Source organism: Bradyrhizobium elkanii USDA 76 (assembly GCF_023278185.1).
Taxonomy (GTDB): domain Bacteria; phylum Pseudomonadota; class Alphaproteobacteria; order Rhizobiales; family Xanthobacteraceae; genus Bradyrhizobium; species Bradyrhizobium elkanii.
Genome location: NZ_CP066356.1, coordinates 6,667,752 through 6,683,260, shown reverse-complemented (window position 1 = coordinate 6,683,260; position 15,509 = coordinate 6,667,752). Strand labels below are relative to the sequence as shown.

Genomic DNA, 15,509 nt, shown 5'->3' with positions numbered 1-15,509 from the left:
AATTTGCGCAGGGAACCTGTCGCACCACACGACGTTCTTTTCGCAAATGAGCGCGCCGTCGCCCCCCGGCGCAGCGAGCGCCGAGGCGAAGGCGCTGCGCTGCGGTCGGAGGGATGCTCATGAAACTCACCATTTCGGTCATCAAGGCTGACATTGGCTCCGTTGGGGGCCACACGAAACCATCTGCGCGCATGATGGCGGCGGTCGAAGGGGAGGTCGCGAAAGCGATCGACAACGGTCTCCTGATCGACGGTTTCGTGCGCCATACCGGCGACGATATTGCGATCATCATGACGCACACGCGGGGCGAAGGAAGCTCCGAAGTCCACCAATTCGCCTGGAAGACGTTTCTCGCGGCCACTGCGGTTGCGAAGACCTCCGGGCTCTACGGCGCCGGCCAGGATCTTCTCGTCGACGCCCCTTCCGGAAACGTTCGCGGCGCGGGCCCGGCCGTCGCCGAACTCAGCTTCGACCACAGCCTCTCGGGCGCGAGACCCGCGGAGTCCTTCATGGTGTTCGCCGCGGACAAATGCGGCCCCGGCGCCTACAACCTGCCGCTCTATCTGGCTTTTGCCGATCCCATGTATTGCGCCGGGCTGATGCTGCCCCCGATGATCAAGGGCTTCCGTTTCCATATCATCGATATGGACAACACGGCCGGCGACAGCGTGATCGAACTCGATGCGCCCGCGGACGGCTACCACATTGCGGCGCTGCTTCGCGACAACGAGCGCTTCGGCATTGATCGCATCGTCTCGAAAACCTATGGCGAGGTCGCCGTCGCCGTTTCGGCGCAGCGCCTTCACTCCATCGCAGGCAAGTACACCGGCAAGGATGATCCGGTCGCGGTCGTCAGGAACCAGGGCATTTTCGCGGCGCCCGAAGAAATCATCTCGCCCTTCGCCAAGGCGCACTTCGTGGGCGGCGACGCGCGCGGCTCGCATGTGATGCCGCTCATGCCGGTGCCGCTCAACACCCCGGTGACGGGGATGTACTGCCTGCCGATCGTTTCCTGCGTCGGCTTCTCGATCGACCGGGACGGGAAGTTCTCGGAGTCCTACACCGATTTCTTTGACAACCTTGCGTGGGACGAGGTCCGCCAGCGCGCGCAGCGCAAGGCGATCGAGATGCGCAGCCAGGGCTGGTCCGGCGCTGCGATGCTGCCCTATTCAGAGCTGGAATATGGCGGCTTCCGCGACACGGTATCCGGATTGCTGAAGCGCTTCCGGCTGCGCGAGGAGCCCAAGCCACAAGCGGCGGAGTAGGCCGCGCGTGCCCGGCTACATAGTTGCGGTGCCGTGCTCGCGCGCGAACGCGCCGCCGGGGATCGCCGACAGCAGGTCCTGCGTGTAGGGGTGCTGCGGCTTGCCGAACACCTCGGCGGTCAGCCCCTGCTCGACCACGGCGCCGTCCTTCATCACAGCGACGAGATCGCAGATCTGGGCGGCGACGCGCAGATCGTGGGTGATGAAGATGATCGAGAGGCCAAGCTGCTGGCGCAGCCCGGCGAGCAGCTTCAAGACCTGCGCCTGCACCGAGACGTCGAGCGCCGAGACCGGCTCGTCGGCGACCAGCACGTCCGGCTTCAACGCCAGTGCCCGGGCGAGCCCGATGCGCTGCCGTTGGCCGCCGGAGAATTCGTGCGGATAGCGATCCCCGGCGGACGGATCGAGCCCGACCAGCTCGAACAGCTTTCGCGCTTCCGCAATCGCGGTGGCATGGTCGGTGCCGTGCACGATCGGTCCCTGCGCCACCAGCTCGGCCGCCTTGCGGCGCGGATTGAGCGAGGCGAACGGATCCTGGAACACCATCTGGAAGTGGCGGGTCTCGCGCCTGATAGCGTCGCGGCCGAGCTTTGCCCAGTCCTTGCCGTCGAGCACGATCGAGCCGGTGTCGGGATCGATCAGCCGCACGATGCAGCGCGCGAGGGTTGATTTGCCCGAACCGGATTCGCCGACGATGCCGAGCGTCGCGCCGCGCGGCAGGTGCAGCGAGACGTTCCTGACGGCTTCCGTGATCCGCGCGCCGCGGCCGAGGAAGCCGCCGGTGCGGTAGGTCTTGGAGACGCCGTCGATGGTCAGGATGTCCTTGCCGGACAGGATGCGCGGCGGCGGCGCCTTCAGCGGGGGTACGGCCGCAATCAGTTGTTTCGTGTAGGCATGCTGCGGATCGTTCAGCACCTTGTCGGCCGCACCTTGCTCGACGATCGCGCCGTGCTGCATCACCACGACGCGGTCGGCGATCTCGGCGACCACGCCGAAATCATGCGTGATGAACAGCACCGCGGTCTTCTTGCGCTGCTGCAAGTCGCGGATCAGCTTCAGGATCTGTGCCTGCGTCGTGACGTCGAGCGCGGTGGTCGGCTCGTCCGCGATCAGGAGCTTCGGGTCGAGCGCCAGCGCCATCGCGATCATCGCGCGCTGGCGCTGGCCGCCGGACAGCTCGTGTGGGTAGGCCTTTGCGGCAGCCCTGGAATCGGGGATGCGGACGTCCTCGAGCAGCGCCAGCACGCGCGCATTGATCTCGGCCTTCGAGAGAGCGGTGTGGATCGCAAACATCTCGCCGATCTGATCGCCGATGGTGCGCAGCGGATTGAGCGCGGTCATCGGTTCCTGGAAGATCATCGCAATCCCGGCGCCGCGCACATCGCGCATTTCGGCGCTGTCGGCGGCGCAGAGGTCGCGGCCGTCGAACATCATCCGGCCCCGTTCGATCGTCAACTCGTTCGGCAGCAGCCGCATGATGGCGTTCGCCATCATCGACTTGCCGGAGCCGGACTCGCCGACCACGCAAAGAATTTCGTTCGACGCAATCGACAACGAGACGTCGGACAGCGCATGCGGCCGGTCGGCGCCTTTGGGCAGGCGCACCGTCAGCCCATCGAGCGAAAGGACCGTCTCGCTCATCGGCTCTTCAGCCTCGGATTGAGCGCGTCGTTGAGGCCCTGGCCGACCAGCGACACAGCGAGCACGGTGACGAGGATCGCAATGCCGGGGATCGCCGAGACGTACCACTGCACCCGGAGCACGTCGCGGCCGAGCCCGATCAGATTGCCCCAGGAGGCGACGTTGGGATCGGACAGCCTCAGGAAGGCGAGCGCGCTTTCCAGCAGGATCGCGACCGCCATCACCACGCTGGCGTAGACGATCACGGGCGGCAGCGCGTTGGGCAGGATCTCGCCGAGGATGAGCTGGACGTCCTTCATGCCGAGTGTCTTGCCCGCCTGCACGAATTCGCGGTTGCGCAGCGACAGGAACTCGGCGCGGGTCAGCCGCGCCGGCGCCGGCCAGGACACCACGCCGACCGCGATCGTGACCGTCGTTAGCGTCGAGCCGAACACCGCGACCAGGACCAGCAGCAGCACGAAATTCGGCAGGGTCTGGAACGCCTCGGTGATCCGCATCAGGACATTGTCGACCCAGCCGCCGTAATAGCCGGCGAAGGCGCCGACCAGGATGCCGATCAGGATCGCGATCACGGTGGCGACGCCGCCGATCAGGAGCGAGATCCGCGCGCCGTAGAAGATCTGGGCGGCGATGTCGCGTCCGGAATTGTCGGTGCCGAGCAGGAAGCGCGGGTTGGAGAACGGCCAGATCAGCGGCCGGCCGGCAAGGGCGAGCGGATCGCGCGGATAGAGGAGACCCGCGCTGATCGCCATCGCGATGACAAGCAGCAGCAGGATCAGGCCGATCACCGCGGCCGGGCTACGGAAATAGCGTTTCACGGCATCCATCGTCAGCCCTCCGCCGCGATGCGCGGATCGAGCCGCGCGTAGAGCAGATCGACGACGAAGTTCACGGATATGACAAGCAGCGCGGACACGAAGACGATGCCGAGCAGGGTGTTGAGGTCGCGCTGCACCACGGATTCATAGGCAAGGCGGCCAAGGCCGGGCAGTGAGAACACGCTCTCCACCACGACCGAGCCGCCGAGCATGGTGCCGGCCTGCAATCCGATCAGCGTCACCATCGGCAGAAGCGCGTTGCGCAGCACATGGCGGGTGATGACGTGGGTCTCGTCCAGCCCCTTGGCGCGGGCGGTGCGGACGAAATCGAGGTTCAAGACCTCCAGCATCGAGGCGCGCATGATGCGCAAATAGATCGCGAGGAAGATCAGCCCCAGCGTCAGCGTCGGCAGCACCAGATGGGCCGCGATATCCAGCACGCGCCAGATTCCGGTCTGGACGTTGCCGATATCCTCGAAGCCGCCCGGCGGCAGCCATTGCAGATAGACCGAGAACACCACGATCGCCATCAGCCCGAACCAGAACGAGGGCGTGGCGTAGATGATCAGGCCGAGGGTGGAGATCATCGTGTCCGGCCAGCGGTTGACGCCGCGCGCGGCGATCACGCCGAACACGAGGCCAAAGAAGAACGCAAATGACAGCGACGCCGTCATCAGCAGGATGGTCGGCGGCAGCCGTTCCAGGATCACGGTCGCCACCGGCTTGCCGTAGATCGAGGAGAAGCCGAGGTCGAGCCGGACCAGGTGCCACAGATAGTTGCCGAGCTGCGCCGGAACCGAGAGGTTCAGCCCGTAGAATTTGCGCAGCGCCTCGGCGGTCGCGGCGTCACCGCCGCCCATCTGCGCCATCAGCGCATCGACGGTGTCGCCCGGCGCGAGCTGCAGCAGCAGGAACACGCCGATCAGGATCAGGAACAGGGTCGGGATCGAGGCGGCGAGCCGCCGCCCCGCAAGGCTCAGGATACGCATGCCTTATTGTGGCCGATAAGGAGTTGGAGCGCGACGACTTTCGTCGCGCCATTTCGATCTGTTCGTCAAGACACTGATTTCAACGCGCCAGTCCGCGCCGGCCAATTCCTCATCCTGAGGAGCTTGCGGAGCAAGCGTCTCGAAGGATGAGGCCACCACCGGGGCCTCATGGTTCGAGACGCGCTTCGCGCTCCTCACCATGAGGTTGAGCCACGCCTCATGCACTCAGCCAAAGATCGTGCCAGCTCGTCGAGCCCCAGCGCGGCGTGTTGGAGTGGTTGCGCGCCTTGGCGGTGATCACGGTGACGAAGATCTGCTCGATCGGCATCCAGACCGGCAGCTCGGTGTTCACCTCCTTGACGAAATCGGCATAGAGCGCCTTGCGCTTGGCAGGATCGACTTCGGTGGCGGCATCGTCGATGGTCTTGTCGACGGTCTTGTCCTCCCAGCCCCACTGGTTGGTCCACGGCGCGCCCTTGGGCTGGCCGGAGCGGTACCACACCGTGGTCGAGACTGCGGGGTCGTTGCGATACTGGTGCCAGCCGGTCGCGAGATCGAAGGCGTGCTCGTCATAGACCTGCTTGAGGAAGCCGCCGCCGTCGTTGCGCACGATGTCGACCTGGATGCCGACTTCTCCCAGCGACTGCTGGATGAAGGTCGACCACAGCGAGATGTCCTCGCCCCACGGCGCCGGCAGGAGCTTCAGCGAGAAGCGGTTGCCGCCGGAGGCCTTGAAGCCGGCCTCGTCGAGCAGCGCGATCGCCTTGGCCTTGTCATAGGGATATTGCGGCGTGTTCGGCCCGGGGTAGAAGTCGGTCGAGGTCGAGGGGATCGGGCCGGTGCCGAGCTTGGCGAAATCGCCCAAAAAATTCTCGATGAAGAACGGCACGTTGATCGCGTGCGCGATGGCGCGGCGGACCCTGATGTCGGCCAGTTCCTTGCGGCGGAAGTTGAACTCGATGGTGTTGGTGCGGGCGTTGCCCTCATTGCCCTTGGTCTGGACGATGAAGCGCTTGTCCTTGCCGAGCCGCGCCATGTCCGAGATCGTCAGGCCCGAGAACGGGCTGTAATGCAACTCGCCGGCCTCCATCTGGGCGGCCGCGGCGGCGCGGTCGGTGATCACCTTCCAGACGATGCGGTCGAGATAGGGCGCGTTCGGCCGCCAATAGTCCGGGTTGCGGTCGGCGATGATGTATTGCCCGCGCTCGTATTTGACGAATTTGAACGGACCGGTGCCGACCGGCGCCAGATTGGTCGGGTTCTGCCTGATGTCGCCGCTCTCATAGAGATGCTTGGCGGAGACATAGCCGAGGTCGGGCAGGGCCCTGAGCAACAGGTTCAGCGGCATCGGCCGCTCGTAGCGGAAGATCGCGGTCTGCGGATCGGGCGTATCGACCGATGTGAGGAACAGCTGCAGGGTCGACCCGTAGTTGAGGATCTTCTTCCACATGTTCATCGCGGTGAAGGCGACGTCCTCCGAGGTGAACGGCTTGCCGTCGTGCCAGGTGATGCCCTTGCGCAGCTTGAAGGTGACGGTCTTGCCGTCCGGCGTCGCCTCCCAGCTCTCGGCGAGCACGCCGACCGGCTGGCCGTTGGCGTCGAGGTCGACCAGGTTCTCCTGGATCTTGCCGCCGATGATGTAGACGCCGGTCGAGGCCTGGATGCTGGGATTGAGCTGGCGCTGCTCGGCGCCGTAATGGACGTTGAACACGCCGCCCTTGCGCGGGGTTTCCTGCGCGAAGGCCCGCATCGGATTGATGACATTGGCCGCAATCGCGGCCGAGGTCAGAAGGGCCGTGCGGCGGTTGATCTCGAGGCGGCTCAAATCCATACGCGGGTCTCCAGCACATACATAAAGGCTTGCATCCGGCGGCCAGCCGATCGGTCGTGGCCACGCTTCGCCGATGTTACCTTGGATTGGGAACCCGAGTCATTTTCTAATGCCTCGGTCTTTTGGAGGATCGTTTCCAAAACCTGAAGTGGCCTGCCGCAGCGCTTCGCAACCCGGATTGCGCGCTGCATTGTCGCACTTGGGGCCGCGCGGGATGCGCCTGGTGATTCTCTCGAGGGGGCGTTTTCGGGAGCGCCGAAGCCGCGCAAACCCTGTAAATTCAGGGGTCGGAAGCGACTTGACTGGAAAAAACACTGGAAAAACCCCTGATTCGGGGGCTGTCCACAGCGATATTGCTGTGGGGAGTGCAGAAAACACTGTTTTTCTCGGCGTTTTCCGCCATATCGTGCCCACTCCAGAATCAATGGAGCAACCATGGCTACCCAACTGTCGAAGTCGCAAGTGATCGAGAAGATCGCGACCACCACCGAACTCTCCAAGCGCGACGTCAAGAACGTTTTGGACTCGCTCGTCGATGTCGGCCACAAGGAGCTGAAGAAGAACGGGGTGTTCCTCGTCCCCGGCTTCGCGAAGTTCGTTGTGGTCAAGAAGCCTGCGACCAAGGCGCGCAAGGGCACCAACCCCTTCACCGGCGAAGAGATGATGTTCAAGGCCAAGCCGGCCCGGAAGATCGTCCGCGCACGGCCGGTCAAGGCCGCCAAGGACGCGGTTTAAGATGAGAGGCCTCCGGTGACGGAGGCCTTTTGCTTTTGAGCCGTCGCTTCCTGCCGTTGGTTGCCCGCTTGAGCGTTTTCGAGCGCAGTGGACACCGGTTCGCGTGAAGAAAACGCGCCAAAGCAGAATCTGGAGCTCCGGTCCGGGTTGAACCGGGACCGGGGCTCTAGACCACCGGCGACCGGCCACCATCGACATTGATGGCGGTGCCGGTGATGTAGGAGCCTTGCTCCGAGGCCAGGAAGCAGGCGAGGTTGGCGAACTCCTCCGCTGTGCCGATGCGGCCGAGCGGCGTGCCCTTGGCAAGGCCCTTGGCGAATTCCCCGAAATCCGTGCTCGGCGCCTGGGCAGCATGCCGCTTGACCCACTGATCGCTCATGATCAGGCCGACCAGCAGCGCATTCACCAGGATGTTGTGCTCGCCGCCTTCATTGGCCATCACCTTGGTCAGGGCCATGCCGGCCGCGCGCGACACCGAGGTCGGCGCGGAATTGCCGGCCGGCGCCTTGGCGAAGGTGTTGAGCACGTTGATGATGCGGCCCCATCTGCGCTGCTTCATGCCCGGCCACACCAGCCGGCTGAAGCGGATCGCGGCGAACAGTTTCAGGTCGAGGTCCTCCTGCCAGGCCTCGTCGCTGATGCTCTCGAACGCCAGCGTGCGCGCGGTGCCGGCGTTGTTGACGAGAACGTCGATCTTGCCGAGATCGGCGACGATCTGGTCGTGGGCCTTGGTGATGTCGGCGGCCTTCGCGACGTCGCAGACGTAATCGCGCACCACGAGGCCATCCTTGGCGAGCGCTTCGCGCGCGGCTGTGAGATCGGCGGCGCCGCGGGCGAGGATCGCGACCTTGGCACCGGATTCGGCAAACCGCCGCGCCACCGCGATCCCGATGCCCTTGCTGCCGCCGGTGACCACCGCGACGCGGTCCTTCATTGATAGTTGCATGTTGCTCTCCCTGTTGTCGTTGCGGACGGCGTCAAAGAAATTCTGCCGCACCGATGCTGCGTGAAAGGCTTGAACCGGAAATCGCCCATCTTTGAAATTGCTGCGGTCAGCAAAATCAAACACGCTTGCCCTCTCCAATACTGTCTTTCGAGGGGGAAAGCGAGCATGCGAAACTGGCTGGGTCGAAGTCTTGCGCTGGCGGTGGCCGGCTTGCTTCTGGGCTGGAGCGCGCTTCCGTCCGCGCAGGCGAGAGACAAGGTCTTTCGCATCGCGTTCCAGAAGGGCGGCGGCAATCTGATCTTCCTCAAGGAGCGCGGTATCCTTGAGCAGAAACTGGCGCCGCTGGGCTGGACGGTGAGCTGGAACGAATTTCAGGCCGGCCCGCAGCTGCTCGAATCCCTGAATATCGGCGCGGCCGACTTCGGTCCGGTGGGCGAGGCGCCGCCGATCTTCGCGCAGGCCGCCGGCGCCAACATCGTCTATGCCGGCTACGAGCCCGCGTCGCCGCGAAACGAGGCGATCATCGTGCCGAAGGACAGCCCGATCAAGACGATTCCCGATCTGCGGAAGAAGCGCGTCGCGTTGAACAAGGGATCGAACGTCAATTATTTCCTGGTGCGCGCGCTGGAAGCCAACGGTTTGACCTATCAGGATATCGAGCCGGTCTACCTTGCCCCGGCGGATGCACGCGCGGCGTTCGAACGCCGCGCGGTCGACGCCTGGGTGATCTGGGATCCCTACTATGCCGCGGCGGAAATCGGCCTCGGCGCGCGCAGCATTGCGGACGCGAGCGGCCTGGCAGCCAATGTATCCTTCTACATCGCATCGCGGCCGATCGCCGAAGAGAATCCGAAGGTGCTGACGACCGTGCTGACGGCGATCGACGAGATCGATCTATGGATCAGGGACAATCGCAAGCAGTACGCGGCCGAACTCAGTCCGAAGATCGGTCTGCCCGCCGACATCATTGAGCACTCGGTCAATCGCGCCGAGCTCGGCGCCCGGCGCGTGGACGCTTCGGTGCTTGCGGAGCAGCAGAAGATTGCCGATGTCTTCACCCGCCTCAAGCTGATCCCGAAGGCGATCAACGTATTCGATGCCGAATGGAAGACGGAGTAAGGGGCGGCATTCCTTGAGCAGGGACCCCAGCGCGCTCCCCAGCAAGGGCGCTTGCTAGGAAACGCCGGTCTCATCGGGCAACTCGGCGACAAGGAAGCGATCAGAGCCGTCGGCAAATTCATCGGCGACGTCGCGATACAGCTTGGCTTCCTCGGGGGTGGCCGCACGGATATCGGCGGGCTCGCATGCCTGCGATGGCCGGCCGTGTCGACGATGAAACGCCTCGAAGGCCGCGGCGAGCCATGGCGTCCGCAGCAATTGCCGGGCCTGCGCAAGGCTCGCAGCCTCAAACGCGAACGCCGCATGCTGGCGTGTCTCGATCACAAAAACCGTTCGTTGCCTGATTGCCATTATGCGTATCGGGAGCTCTAGAGCGAAAGCATCACCAGCAGCGTCATGCAGGCAAGATGCGCTGCGACAATCAGTGCGAGATGGAGCGGACCGGACATCGGATGTCTCCATTGTGGTGAGCGGCTTGATGCTCGTTAGGTGGGCACTGCCCGCCTAGGCTCCCTCCCCCTGAAAGGGGGAGGGCGGGGTGGGGGTTTGCCCTCCACGGATGCTGGCGTTCGCGGAGGCAGGATCCCCGCCCGGTTTGCTGCGCAAGCCGACCTCCCCTTTGCAAGGGGAGGTGAAGAACCGCCGCTAGTTCAAGCTCGCGCTTGCCGTAAAGCTGCGATCGACGGCTTTGCCGACGTCGAGCGTCTTGCCGAGAATGCCGTAGCGCGTGGCGCGATCGGAGGCGGCCTGCACCTCCTTGACCACGCCCTCGTCGATCGCGATCGGGCTCGTCTTCTGCGCGGTGTAGGCGGCGAGCAGCACATCTTCCGGCAGCTTGGTCAGCTCGGCCGTGTTCCTGGCATACTCGGCGAGATGGTCGAGCGACCACAGCCGCGCCTTGTTGAGCCGCTGCACCAGGTCCTGCACCGCGGCGCGCTTGGTCGCGATGGCGTTGTCGGAAGCGACGATGAAGGTGATGGTCGGCGTCAGCCCTTCGCCGTCGGCGACGACGCGCGCCTTGTCCTTCAGCGTGGCGTAGGAAATGTAAGGCTCCCACACCGCCCAGGCGTCGATCGAGCCGGCGAGCAGCGCGATCTTGGCGTCGACCGGGCCGAGCGGGGCGAAGGTCGCGTCCTCGATCCTGCTGCCGGCCTTTTCCAGCGTCGCATTGATCAGGAACTGGCCCCAACCGCCCCGCGTGCCGGCAAGGCGCTTGCCCTTCAGATCGGCCGCCGTCTTGATCGGCGAATCTCCGCGCACCAGGATTGCCTGGGTCCGCGCATCGGAGCGCGTGCCGCCGATTGCCTTGATCGGCGCGCCCGACGCATAGACGGTGAGGAAGGACAGGTCGCCGGTGTAGCCGACGTCGAGCGCGCCGGCGTTGATCGCCTCCAGGATCGGGGCCGCGGCCGGAAATTCCGACCACTCGATCTTGTAGGGCAGGTCCTTGGCGAGGCCGGAAATCTCCAGCAGCGAGCGGTTGCCGCCCTTCTGGTCGCCGACGCGCAGCACGATCGCGTCAGCCGCGAGTGCCGCAGCCGACGTCGACAGCGTGATCACGGCTGTGATCAGCGCGGCCGCCGTGCGGCGGGTGAAAGTATAGGGAGAACCCGAACGGGTCAGTTTGCGCATTTGAAGTTTCTTTCTGATTCATTTGCTGCGCGGCGGAACGCGCGGCAGCGTTCGATCAAGTCTATGAGCAAGCCGTTCGCCGTCAACGAAACGGAAATCTGAATTCGCCGGCTGCGCGGCAAGGATGATCTCGTCAGGCATGCCGTGCGTAGAAGACATCGCGCATGCGACCGCAAAACGCTCAAATTTGATGCAGTCGCGGTGATCGCGCCGCGTCTCCATGTGGGACGATCGTGAAAATCCTTTCATCGCCGCGCGATGCGATCGTGGAGAGTTCGGCTGTGGCGTCGACAACATTCGAAATTCCATTTCATTGACGATGAACTTGTCGCGCCGCATCATTTGCACGTTGCTTTGAGTGCAATCGCGCCGGAGAAATCCGCTTTTTTCTGAAACCATGAGCTTCGAACGACGGGGCGCGCAGACACGCTTTGCGCGCGGGGCGGAGCCTTGCCGAAATGCAGGAGTGATGATGTCGAGAGATAACAAGAAGACGGTGATGGATCGCCGCACATTGCTGCGTGCCGGCGCCGCCGCGGCCCTTGCCGCGCCGATCGGGGCGTATAGTGCGCAGGCCTTCGCGCCGCGGGCGATCACGCCGGCGATCGACTTCTCCGAATTTCCGATCTGCAAGACCGCGTCCGATGCGCCGGTTTTGACCGGCGCGCCGCGCAAGCTGAAGCTGTCCTGGAACGCCGGCGCGGTCTGCCTTGCGCCGCTGCCGGTCGCGATCGACCACGGCTTCTTCCAGAAGCAGAATCTCGACGTCGAGCTGGTCAACTATTCGGGCTCGACCGACCAGCTGCTGGAGGCGATCGCCACCGGCAAGAGCGACGCCGGTCTCGGCATGGCGCTGCGCTGGCTGAAGCCGCTGGAACAGGGCTTTGACGTCAAGATCGCCGCCGGCACCCATGGCGGCTGCATGCGCGTCCTGACCCGCACCAATTCCGGGGTCGACAAGCTCGCCGATCTCAAGGGCAAGATCGTCGCGGTCGGCGATCTCGCCGGTCCCGACAAGAACTTCTTCTCGATCCAGCTCGCCAAGCTCGGCATCGACCCGATCAAGGACGTCGACTGGCGCGCCTATCCCGGCAATCTGCTCAACGTCGCGGTCGAGAAGGGCGAGGTGCAGGCCTTCCTGTCGTCGGACCCGCTGGCCTATCTCTGGTTGAAGGATGCGCAATACAAGGAGGTCGCCTCCAACCTCGACGGCGAATACCGCGACAAGAGCTGCTGCATCGTCGGCCTGCGCGGCAGTTTGGTACGGGAAGAGCCGCAAGTCGCGCGCGCCATCACCCAGGCGCTGCTCGATGCGGCGATGTTCACCTCGCAGAACCCGGACAAGGCGGCGAAATCGTTCCAGCCCTATGCGCCGAAGGCGGCGAGCCTCGCTGATCTCGAGGCAATGGCACGCTACCACACGCATCACCATCATCCGACCGGCGAGGTGCTCAAGCGCGAGCTGAAGGGCTACGCCGACGACCTCAAGACGGTGCAGGTGTTCAAGCAGAGCACCGACACGGCCAAATTCGCGGAGCGGATCTATGTCGACGTATTCAGTGTCTGACACGACGGCCGCGGCCGCGCCACGCGCGGCGGTCACGTTCTCGGACCTTTCCGGCAGTTACGGTGTCGGCCTTGCGGCGAGCCTCGTCTGGCTCGCCTTTGGCCTCTCATGCCTCTATTGGCCCGATGTCGGCGACTGGTCGCGAACCGGATCGCTCGGCATCGGCGCGATCGTCATCGCCGCCTTCATCCTGTTCGGCACATTCAGCGCGGATTATCTCGGCGGCGCCGGACAGGCGTTGCGCAAGCGCGCGCCGTGGCTGGTGGCGTTCGGCGCCTTCGTGACGTTGTGGGAGGCCGCCACCGCGAAATTTGCCTGGCTGCCGCTGCCGTTCTTCCCGCCGCCGCAGTCGATCCTCGAAGTCTATACCGACGATCTGCCAAAACTGCTCGACAGCGTGTTCGCCTCGATCAAGCTGCAGCTCGGCGGCTACCTCATCGGCGCAACCGTCGGCTTTATCACCGGCGTCTCGATCGGCTGGTCGCAGAAGATCGGTTACTGGGTGCATCCGGTGCTGCGCTTCATCGGTCCGCTGCCGGCCACCGCCTGGCTGCCGATCGCCTTCTTCACCTTTCCGTCGAGCTGGAGCGCCTCGACCTTTCTGATCGCGCTCGCCACCGGCTTTCCGGTGACGGTGCTGACCTGGTCGGGGGTGGCGAGCGTCAGCAGCGCCTATTACGACGTTGCGCGCACGCTCGGCGCGAAGCCATCGTTCCTGGTGCTGAAGGTCGCAATCCCCGCCGCGCTGCCGCATGTGTTCGTCGGCCTGTTCATGGGGCTCGGCTCGTCCTTTGCGGTGCTCGTCGTCGCCGAGATGATCGGCGTCAAGGCCGGGCTCGGCTGGTACCTGCAATGGGCGCAGGGCTGGGCGGCCTATGCCAACATGTATGCGGCGCTGATCGTGATGTCGCTGCTCTGCTCCGGTGCGATCACGCTTTTGTTCCGCACCCGCGACCGCCTGCTGGTCTGGCAGAAGGGCGTCGTCAAATGGTAGTGCAGTCCGCCGCCGAAGCAATCACCTATCCTGCGGTCGGCGCCGAGCTCGATGTCGAAGGCGTCAGCCACGCTTTCGATATCGATGGCGCCACGCTGCCGGTGCTCGACAATGTCAATCTCTCGATCGCGCCGGGCGAGTTCGTGGCGCTGCTCGGCCCGTCCGGCTGCGGCAAGTCGACCCTGCTGCGGCTGGTCGCGGGGCTGGAAAAGCCGCGCGCGGGCACGCTGCGCGAGGATGAAGTCCGCATCGCCGGCCCGCATCCGTCGCGCGTGGTCGTGTTCCAGGATCCGACGCTGTTTCCGTGGCGCACGGTGTGGGACAATGTCGCGCTTGGCCTCGAAGCGCAGGGCATCCTGAAGGCGCAGCGCCACCGCGTCGATGACGTCATCGAGCTGGTCGGCCTGTTCTCGTTCCGCAATGCCTATCCGCACCAGCTGTCCGGCGGCATGGCGCAGCGCGTGGCGCTGGCGCGCGCGCTGGTCAATGATCCGAAGATCCTGGTGCTCGACGAGCCGCTCGGCAAGCTCGACTCGCTGACGCGGATAGCGATGCAGGCCGAGCTCGTCGCGCTGTGGCAGCGCAAGGGCTTCACCACGCTATTGGTCACCCACGACGTCGAGGAGGCGCTGGTGCTTGCCAACCGCGTCATCGTGCTCTCCGATCGGCCGGCGCGGATCAAGGCCGATATCGCCGTCGCCCGGCCGTATCCGCGGCATCGCGGCGATCCTTATCTCGCCGAACTGCGCAAGCAGATCCTCGGCCTGCTCGGACTGGAGGCGACATGGTGACATCTGCGGCGAGGGAGCTGCCGCCGGCAAATGCGCCGGAGCACATCGCGCGCGCGTTGCGGCTCGCCGAGGTGTTTGCCGCGCGTGCGCCGGCGCACGACCGCGACGCCAGCTTTCCCTTCGAGAATTTCGCCGATCTGTCGCGCGAAGGTTTGCTGGCGCTGACCGTGCCGGCAGCGCTCGGCGGCGGCGGAGCAGGCGCCAGCGACGCCATCCGCGTGCTCGGCATCATCGGCAAGGCCGATCCGTCGACCGCGCTGGTGCTGTCGATGCACTACATCCAGCATCTGGTGATGGCGCGCAGCACGCGCTGGCCGGCACGTCTGTCGCGCAAGCTCGCCAAGGAAACGGTCGAGGGCGTGGCGCTGATCAACGCATTGCGCGTCGAGCCCGAACTCGGCTCGCCCGCGCGCGGCGGCCTGCCGGCCACGACGGCGCGCCGCACCGAGACCGGCTGGCGGCTGACCGGCAAGAAGATCTATTCGACCGGCGCGCCGATCCTGAAATGGTATTCGGTCTGGGCGAAGACCGACGAGCCGGAGACCCGTGTCGGCTTGTTTCTGGTTCCGGCAGGGTTGCCGGGAACGCGGATCGAGGAAACCTGGGATCATCTCGGCCTGCGCGCCAGCGGCAGCCACACCGTGATCTTCGACGACGTGGTGTTTCCGCTGGATTACGAGATCGACGTCCGCAGGCCCGACGAGTGGAAGGTTCCTGACGTCACCCAGGCGACCGTGCATGCGATCTTCGTCGCCGCGATCTATGACGGCATCGCCCGCGCCGCCCGCGACTGGCTGGTCACATTCCTGAAGGAGCGGGTGCCCGCCAATCTCGGCGCGCCGCTCGCGACCTTGCCGCGGATGCAGGAGGTCGTCGGCGCGATCGAGGCGCGGCTCGCGGTCAATGCCCGCCTGATCGACAGCTTCGCCGCCGATTTCGATAACGGCTTCCAGCTGTCCGCGATCGAGTCTAACATCATCAAGCTGACGGTGACCAATAACGCCGCGGCAGTGGTGGAGGATGCCTTGTCGCTGACCAGCAATCACGGCCTGTCGCGCACCAATCCGCTGGAGCGGCATTATCGGGACGTGCTGTGCGGCCGCGTCCATACCCCGCAAGACGATGCCACCCGTGTCTCCGCCGGACGCTCCGCGCTGGGCGTCTGAAAACAATAGCCAACA

The 15,509-nt window shown here is 65.0% G+C and carries 15 protein-coding genes; 8 read left to right on the top strand and 7 right to left on the bottom strand.

Going from position 1 to position 15,509, the window contains the following annotated elements; translation table 11 throughout:
* Positions 1-119: 119 nt before the first annotated feature.
* Positions 120-1,265: a fructose-1,6-bisphosphatase gene (locus JEY66_RS32055; RefSeq protein ID WP_026192448.1), complete on the top strand. Its 1,146-nt coding sequence runs from the start codon at positions 120-122 to the stop codon at positions 1,263-1,265.
* A 15-nt stretch (positions 1,266-1,280) separates the two neighbouring features.
* On the opposite strand, the gene JEY66_RS32050 is transcribed toward JEY66_RS32055, so the two are convergent.
* The 4 genes from JEY66_RS32050 to JEY66_RS32035 form a co-directional block, all read right to left on the bottom strand.
* A complete protein-coding gene (locus JEY66_RS32050) occupies positions 1,281-2,906 on the bottom strand; it encodes an ABC transporter ATP-binding protein (protein ID WP_018270400.1) in 1,626 nt (541 codons plus the stop codon).
* Positions 2,903-3,733, bottom strand: a complete 831-nt coding sequence (locus JEY66_RS32045; RefSeq protein WP_016843116.1) for an ABC transporter permease — start codon at positions 3,731-3,733, stop codon at positions 2,903-2,905. The genes JEY66_RS32050 and JEY66_RS32045 overlap by 4 nt, the downstream gene beginning before the upstream one ends.
* A 2-nt stretch (positions 3,734-3,735) precedes the next feature.
* Complete coding sequence (locus JEY66_RS32040) at positions 3,736-4,713, bottom strand: ABC transporter permease (protein ID WP_018270401.1); 978 nt, start codon at positions 4,711-4,713, stop codon at positions 3,736-3,738.
* A gap of 217 nt (positions 4,714-4,930) precedes the next feature.
* The gene (locus JEY66_RS32035; RefSeq protein ID WP_016843118.1) at positions 4,931-6,544 is read right to left on the bottom strand and encodes an ABC transporter substrate-binding protein; all 1,614 of its coding nucleotides are present in this window, start codon (positions 6,542-6,544) and stop codon (positions 4,931-4,933) included.
* A 435-nt stretch (positions 6,545-6,979) separates the two neighbouring features.
* On the opposite strand from JEY66_RS32035, the gene JEY66_RS32030 reads away from it, so the two are divergent.
* Entirely contained in the window at positions 6,980-7,279 is a 300-nt protein-coding gene (locus JEY66_RS32030) for an HU family DNA-binding protein (RefSeq protein ID WP_016843119.1), read from the top strand.
* 166 nt (positions 7,280-7,445) lie between these two features.
* On the opposite strand, the gene JEY66_RS32025 is transcribed toward JEY66_RS32030, so the two are convergent.
* Entirely contained in the window at positions 7,446-8,225 is a 780-nt protein-coding gene (locus tag JEY66_RS32025; protein WP_026192449.1) for an SDR family oxidoreductase, read from the bottom strand.
* Between the two features lie 165 nt (positions 8,226-8,390).
* Between JEY66_RS32025 and JEY66_RS32020 the strand changes: the two genes are divergently transcribed.
* Positions 8,391-9,344: a sulfonate ABC transporter substrate-binding protein gene (locus tag JEY66_RS32020; protein WP_016843121.1), complete on the top strand. Its 954-nt coding sequence runs from the start codon at positions 8,391-8,393 to the stop codon at positions 9,342-9,344.
* A 51-nt stretch (positions 9,345-9,395) separates the two neighbouring features.
* Complete coding sequence (locus JEY66_RS32015; RefSeq protein WP_125459255.1) at positions 9,396-9,716, top strand: hypothetical protein; 321 nt, start codon at positions 9,396-9,398, stop codon at positions 9,714-9,716.
* Positions 9,717-9,989: 273 nt separating this feature from the next.
* Here JEY66_RS32015 and JEY66_RS32010 read toward each other — a convergent pair whose 3' ends face one another.
* Both JEY66_RS32010 and JEY66_RS32005 read right to left on the bottom strand, forming a co-directional pair.
* On the bottom strand, positions 9,990-10,976 hold the full coding sequence (locus JEY66_RS32010) for an ABC transporter substrate-binding protein (protein WP_016843123.1): 987 nt from the start codon (positions 10,974-10,976) through the stop codon (positions 9,990-9,992).
* 18 nt (positions 10,977-10,994) lie between these two features.
* Positions 10,995-11,375 carry a hypothetical protein gene (locus JEY66_RS32005; protein WP_125459256.1) on the bottom strand — a complete coding sequence of 127 codons (381 nt, stop codon included), beginning with the start codon at positions 11,373-11,375 and terminating at the stop codon, positions 10,995-10,997.
* Positions 11,376-11,448: 73 nt separating this feature from the next.
* On the opposite strand from JEY66_RS32005, the gene JEY66_RS32000 reads away from it, so the two are divergent.
* From JEY66_RS32000 to JEY66_RS31985, 4 genes are read left to right on the top strand one after another with little or no spacing between them, the layout of a single operon-like run.
* Positions 11,449-12,543: an ABC transporter substrate-binding protein gene (locus tag JEY66_RS32000; RefSeq protein ID WP_026192451.1), complete on the top strand. Its 1,095-nt coding sequence runs from the start codon at positions 11,449-11,451 to the stop codon at positions 12,541-12,543.
* Positions 12,521-13,537 (top strand): ABC transporter permease, encoded by a 1,017-nt coding sequence (locus tag JEY66_RS31995; RefSeq protein ID WP_026192452.1) that lies wholly within the window; start codon positions 12,521-12,523, stop codon positions 13,535-13,537. The genes JEY66_RS32000 and JEY66_RS31995 overlap by 23 nt, the downstream gene beginning before the upstream one ends.
* Positions 13,531-14,328: an ABC transporter ATP-binding protein gene (locus JEY66_RS31990; RefSeq protein WP_026192453.1), complete on the top strand. Its 798-nt coding sequence runs from the start codon at positions 13,531-13,533 to the stop codon at positions 14,326-14,328. The genes JEY66_RS31995 and JEY66_RS31990 overlap by 7 nt, the downstream gene beginning before the upstream one ends.
* On the top strand, positions 14,322-15,494 hold the full coding sequence (locus JEY66_RS31985) for an acyl-CoA dehydrogenase family protein (RefSeq protein WP_018270407.1): 1,173 nt from the start codon (positions 14,322-14,324) through the stop codon (positions 15,492-15,494). The genes JEY66_RS31990 and JEY66_RS31985 overlap by 7 nt, the downstream gene beginning before the upstream one ends.
* Positions 15,495-15,509 lie beyond the last annotated feature (15 nt).

Excerpts from the sequence above, each read along its gene's own strand:
- JEY66_RS32055 (WP_026192448.1), top strand. The coding sequence starts at position 120 with ATGAAACTCACCATTTCGGTCATCAAGGCTGACATTGGCTCCGTTGGG.
- JEY66_RS32050 (WP_018270400.1), bottom strand. The coding sequence starts at position 2,906 with ATGAGCGAGACGGTCCTTTCGCTCGATGGGCTGACGGTGCGCCTGCCC.
- JEY66_RS32045 (WP_016843116.1), bottom strand. The coding sequence starts at position 3,733 with ATGGATGCCGTGAAACGCTATTTCCGTAGCCCGGCCGCGGTGATCGGC.
- JEY66_RS32040 (WP_018270401.1), bottom strand. The coding sequence starts at position 4,713 with ATGCGTATCCTGAGCCTTGCGGGGCGGCGGCTCGCCGCCTCGATCCCG.
- JEY66_RS32035 (WP_016843118.1), bottom strand. The coding sequence starts at position 6,544 with ATGGATTTGAGCCGCCTCGAGATCAACCGCCGCACGGCCCTTCTGACC.
- JEY66_RS32030 (WP_016843119.1), top strand. The coding sequence starts at position 6,980 with ATGGCTACCCAACTGTCGAAGTCGCAAGTGATCGAGAAGATCGCGACC.
- JEY66_RS32025 (WP_026192449.1), bottom strand. The coding sequence starts at position 8,225 with ATGCAACTATCAATGAAGGACCGCGTCGCGGTGGTCACCGGCGGCAGC.
- JEY66_RS32020 (WP_016843121.1), top strand. The coding sequence starts at position 8,391 with ATGCGAAACTGGCTGGGTCGAAGTCTTGCGCTGGCGGTGGCCGGCTTG.
- JEY66_RS32010 (WP_016843123.1), bottom strand. The coding sequence starts at position 10,976 with ATGCGCAAACTGACCCGTTCGGGTTCTCCCTATACTTTCACCCGCCGC.
- JEY66_RS32005 (WP_125459256.1), bottom strand. The coding sequence starts at position 11,375 with ATGGTTTCAGAAAAAAGCGGATTTCTCCGGCGCGATTGCACTCAAAGC.
- JEY66_RS32000 (WP_026192451.1), top strand. The coding sequence starts at position 11,449 with ATGTCGAGAGATAACAAGAAGACGGTGATGGATCGCCGCACATTGCTG.
- JEY66_RS31995 (WP_026192452.1), top strand. The coding sequence starts at position 12,521 with ATGTCGACGTATTCAGTGTCTGACACGACGGCCGCGGCCGCGCCACGC.
- JEY66_RS31990 (WP_026192453.1), top strand. The coding sequence starts at position 13,531 with ATGGTAGTGCAGTCCGCCGCCGAAGCAATCACCTATCCTGCGGTCGGC.
- JEY66_RS31985 (WP_018270407.1), top strand. The coding sequence starts at position 14,322 with ATGGTGACATCTGCGGCGAGGGAGCTGCCGCCGGCAAATGCGCCGGAG.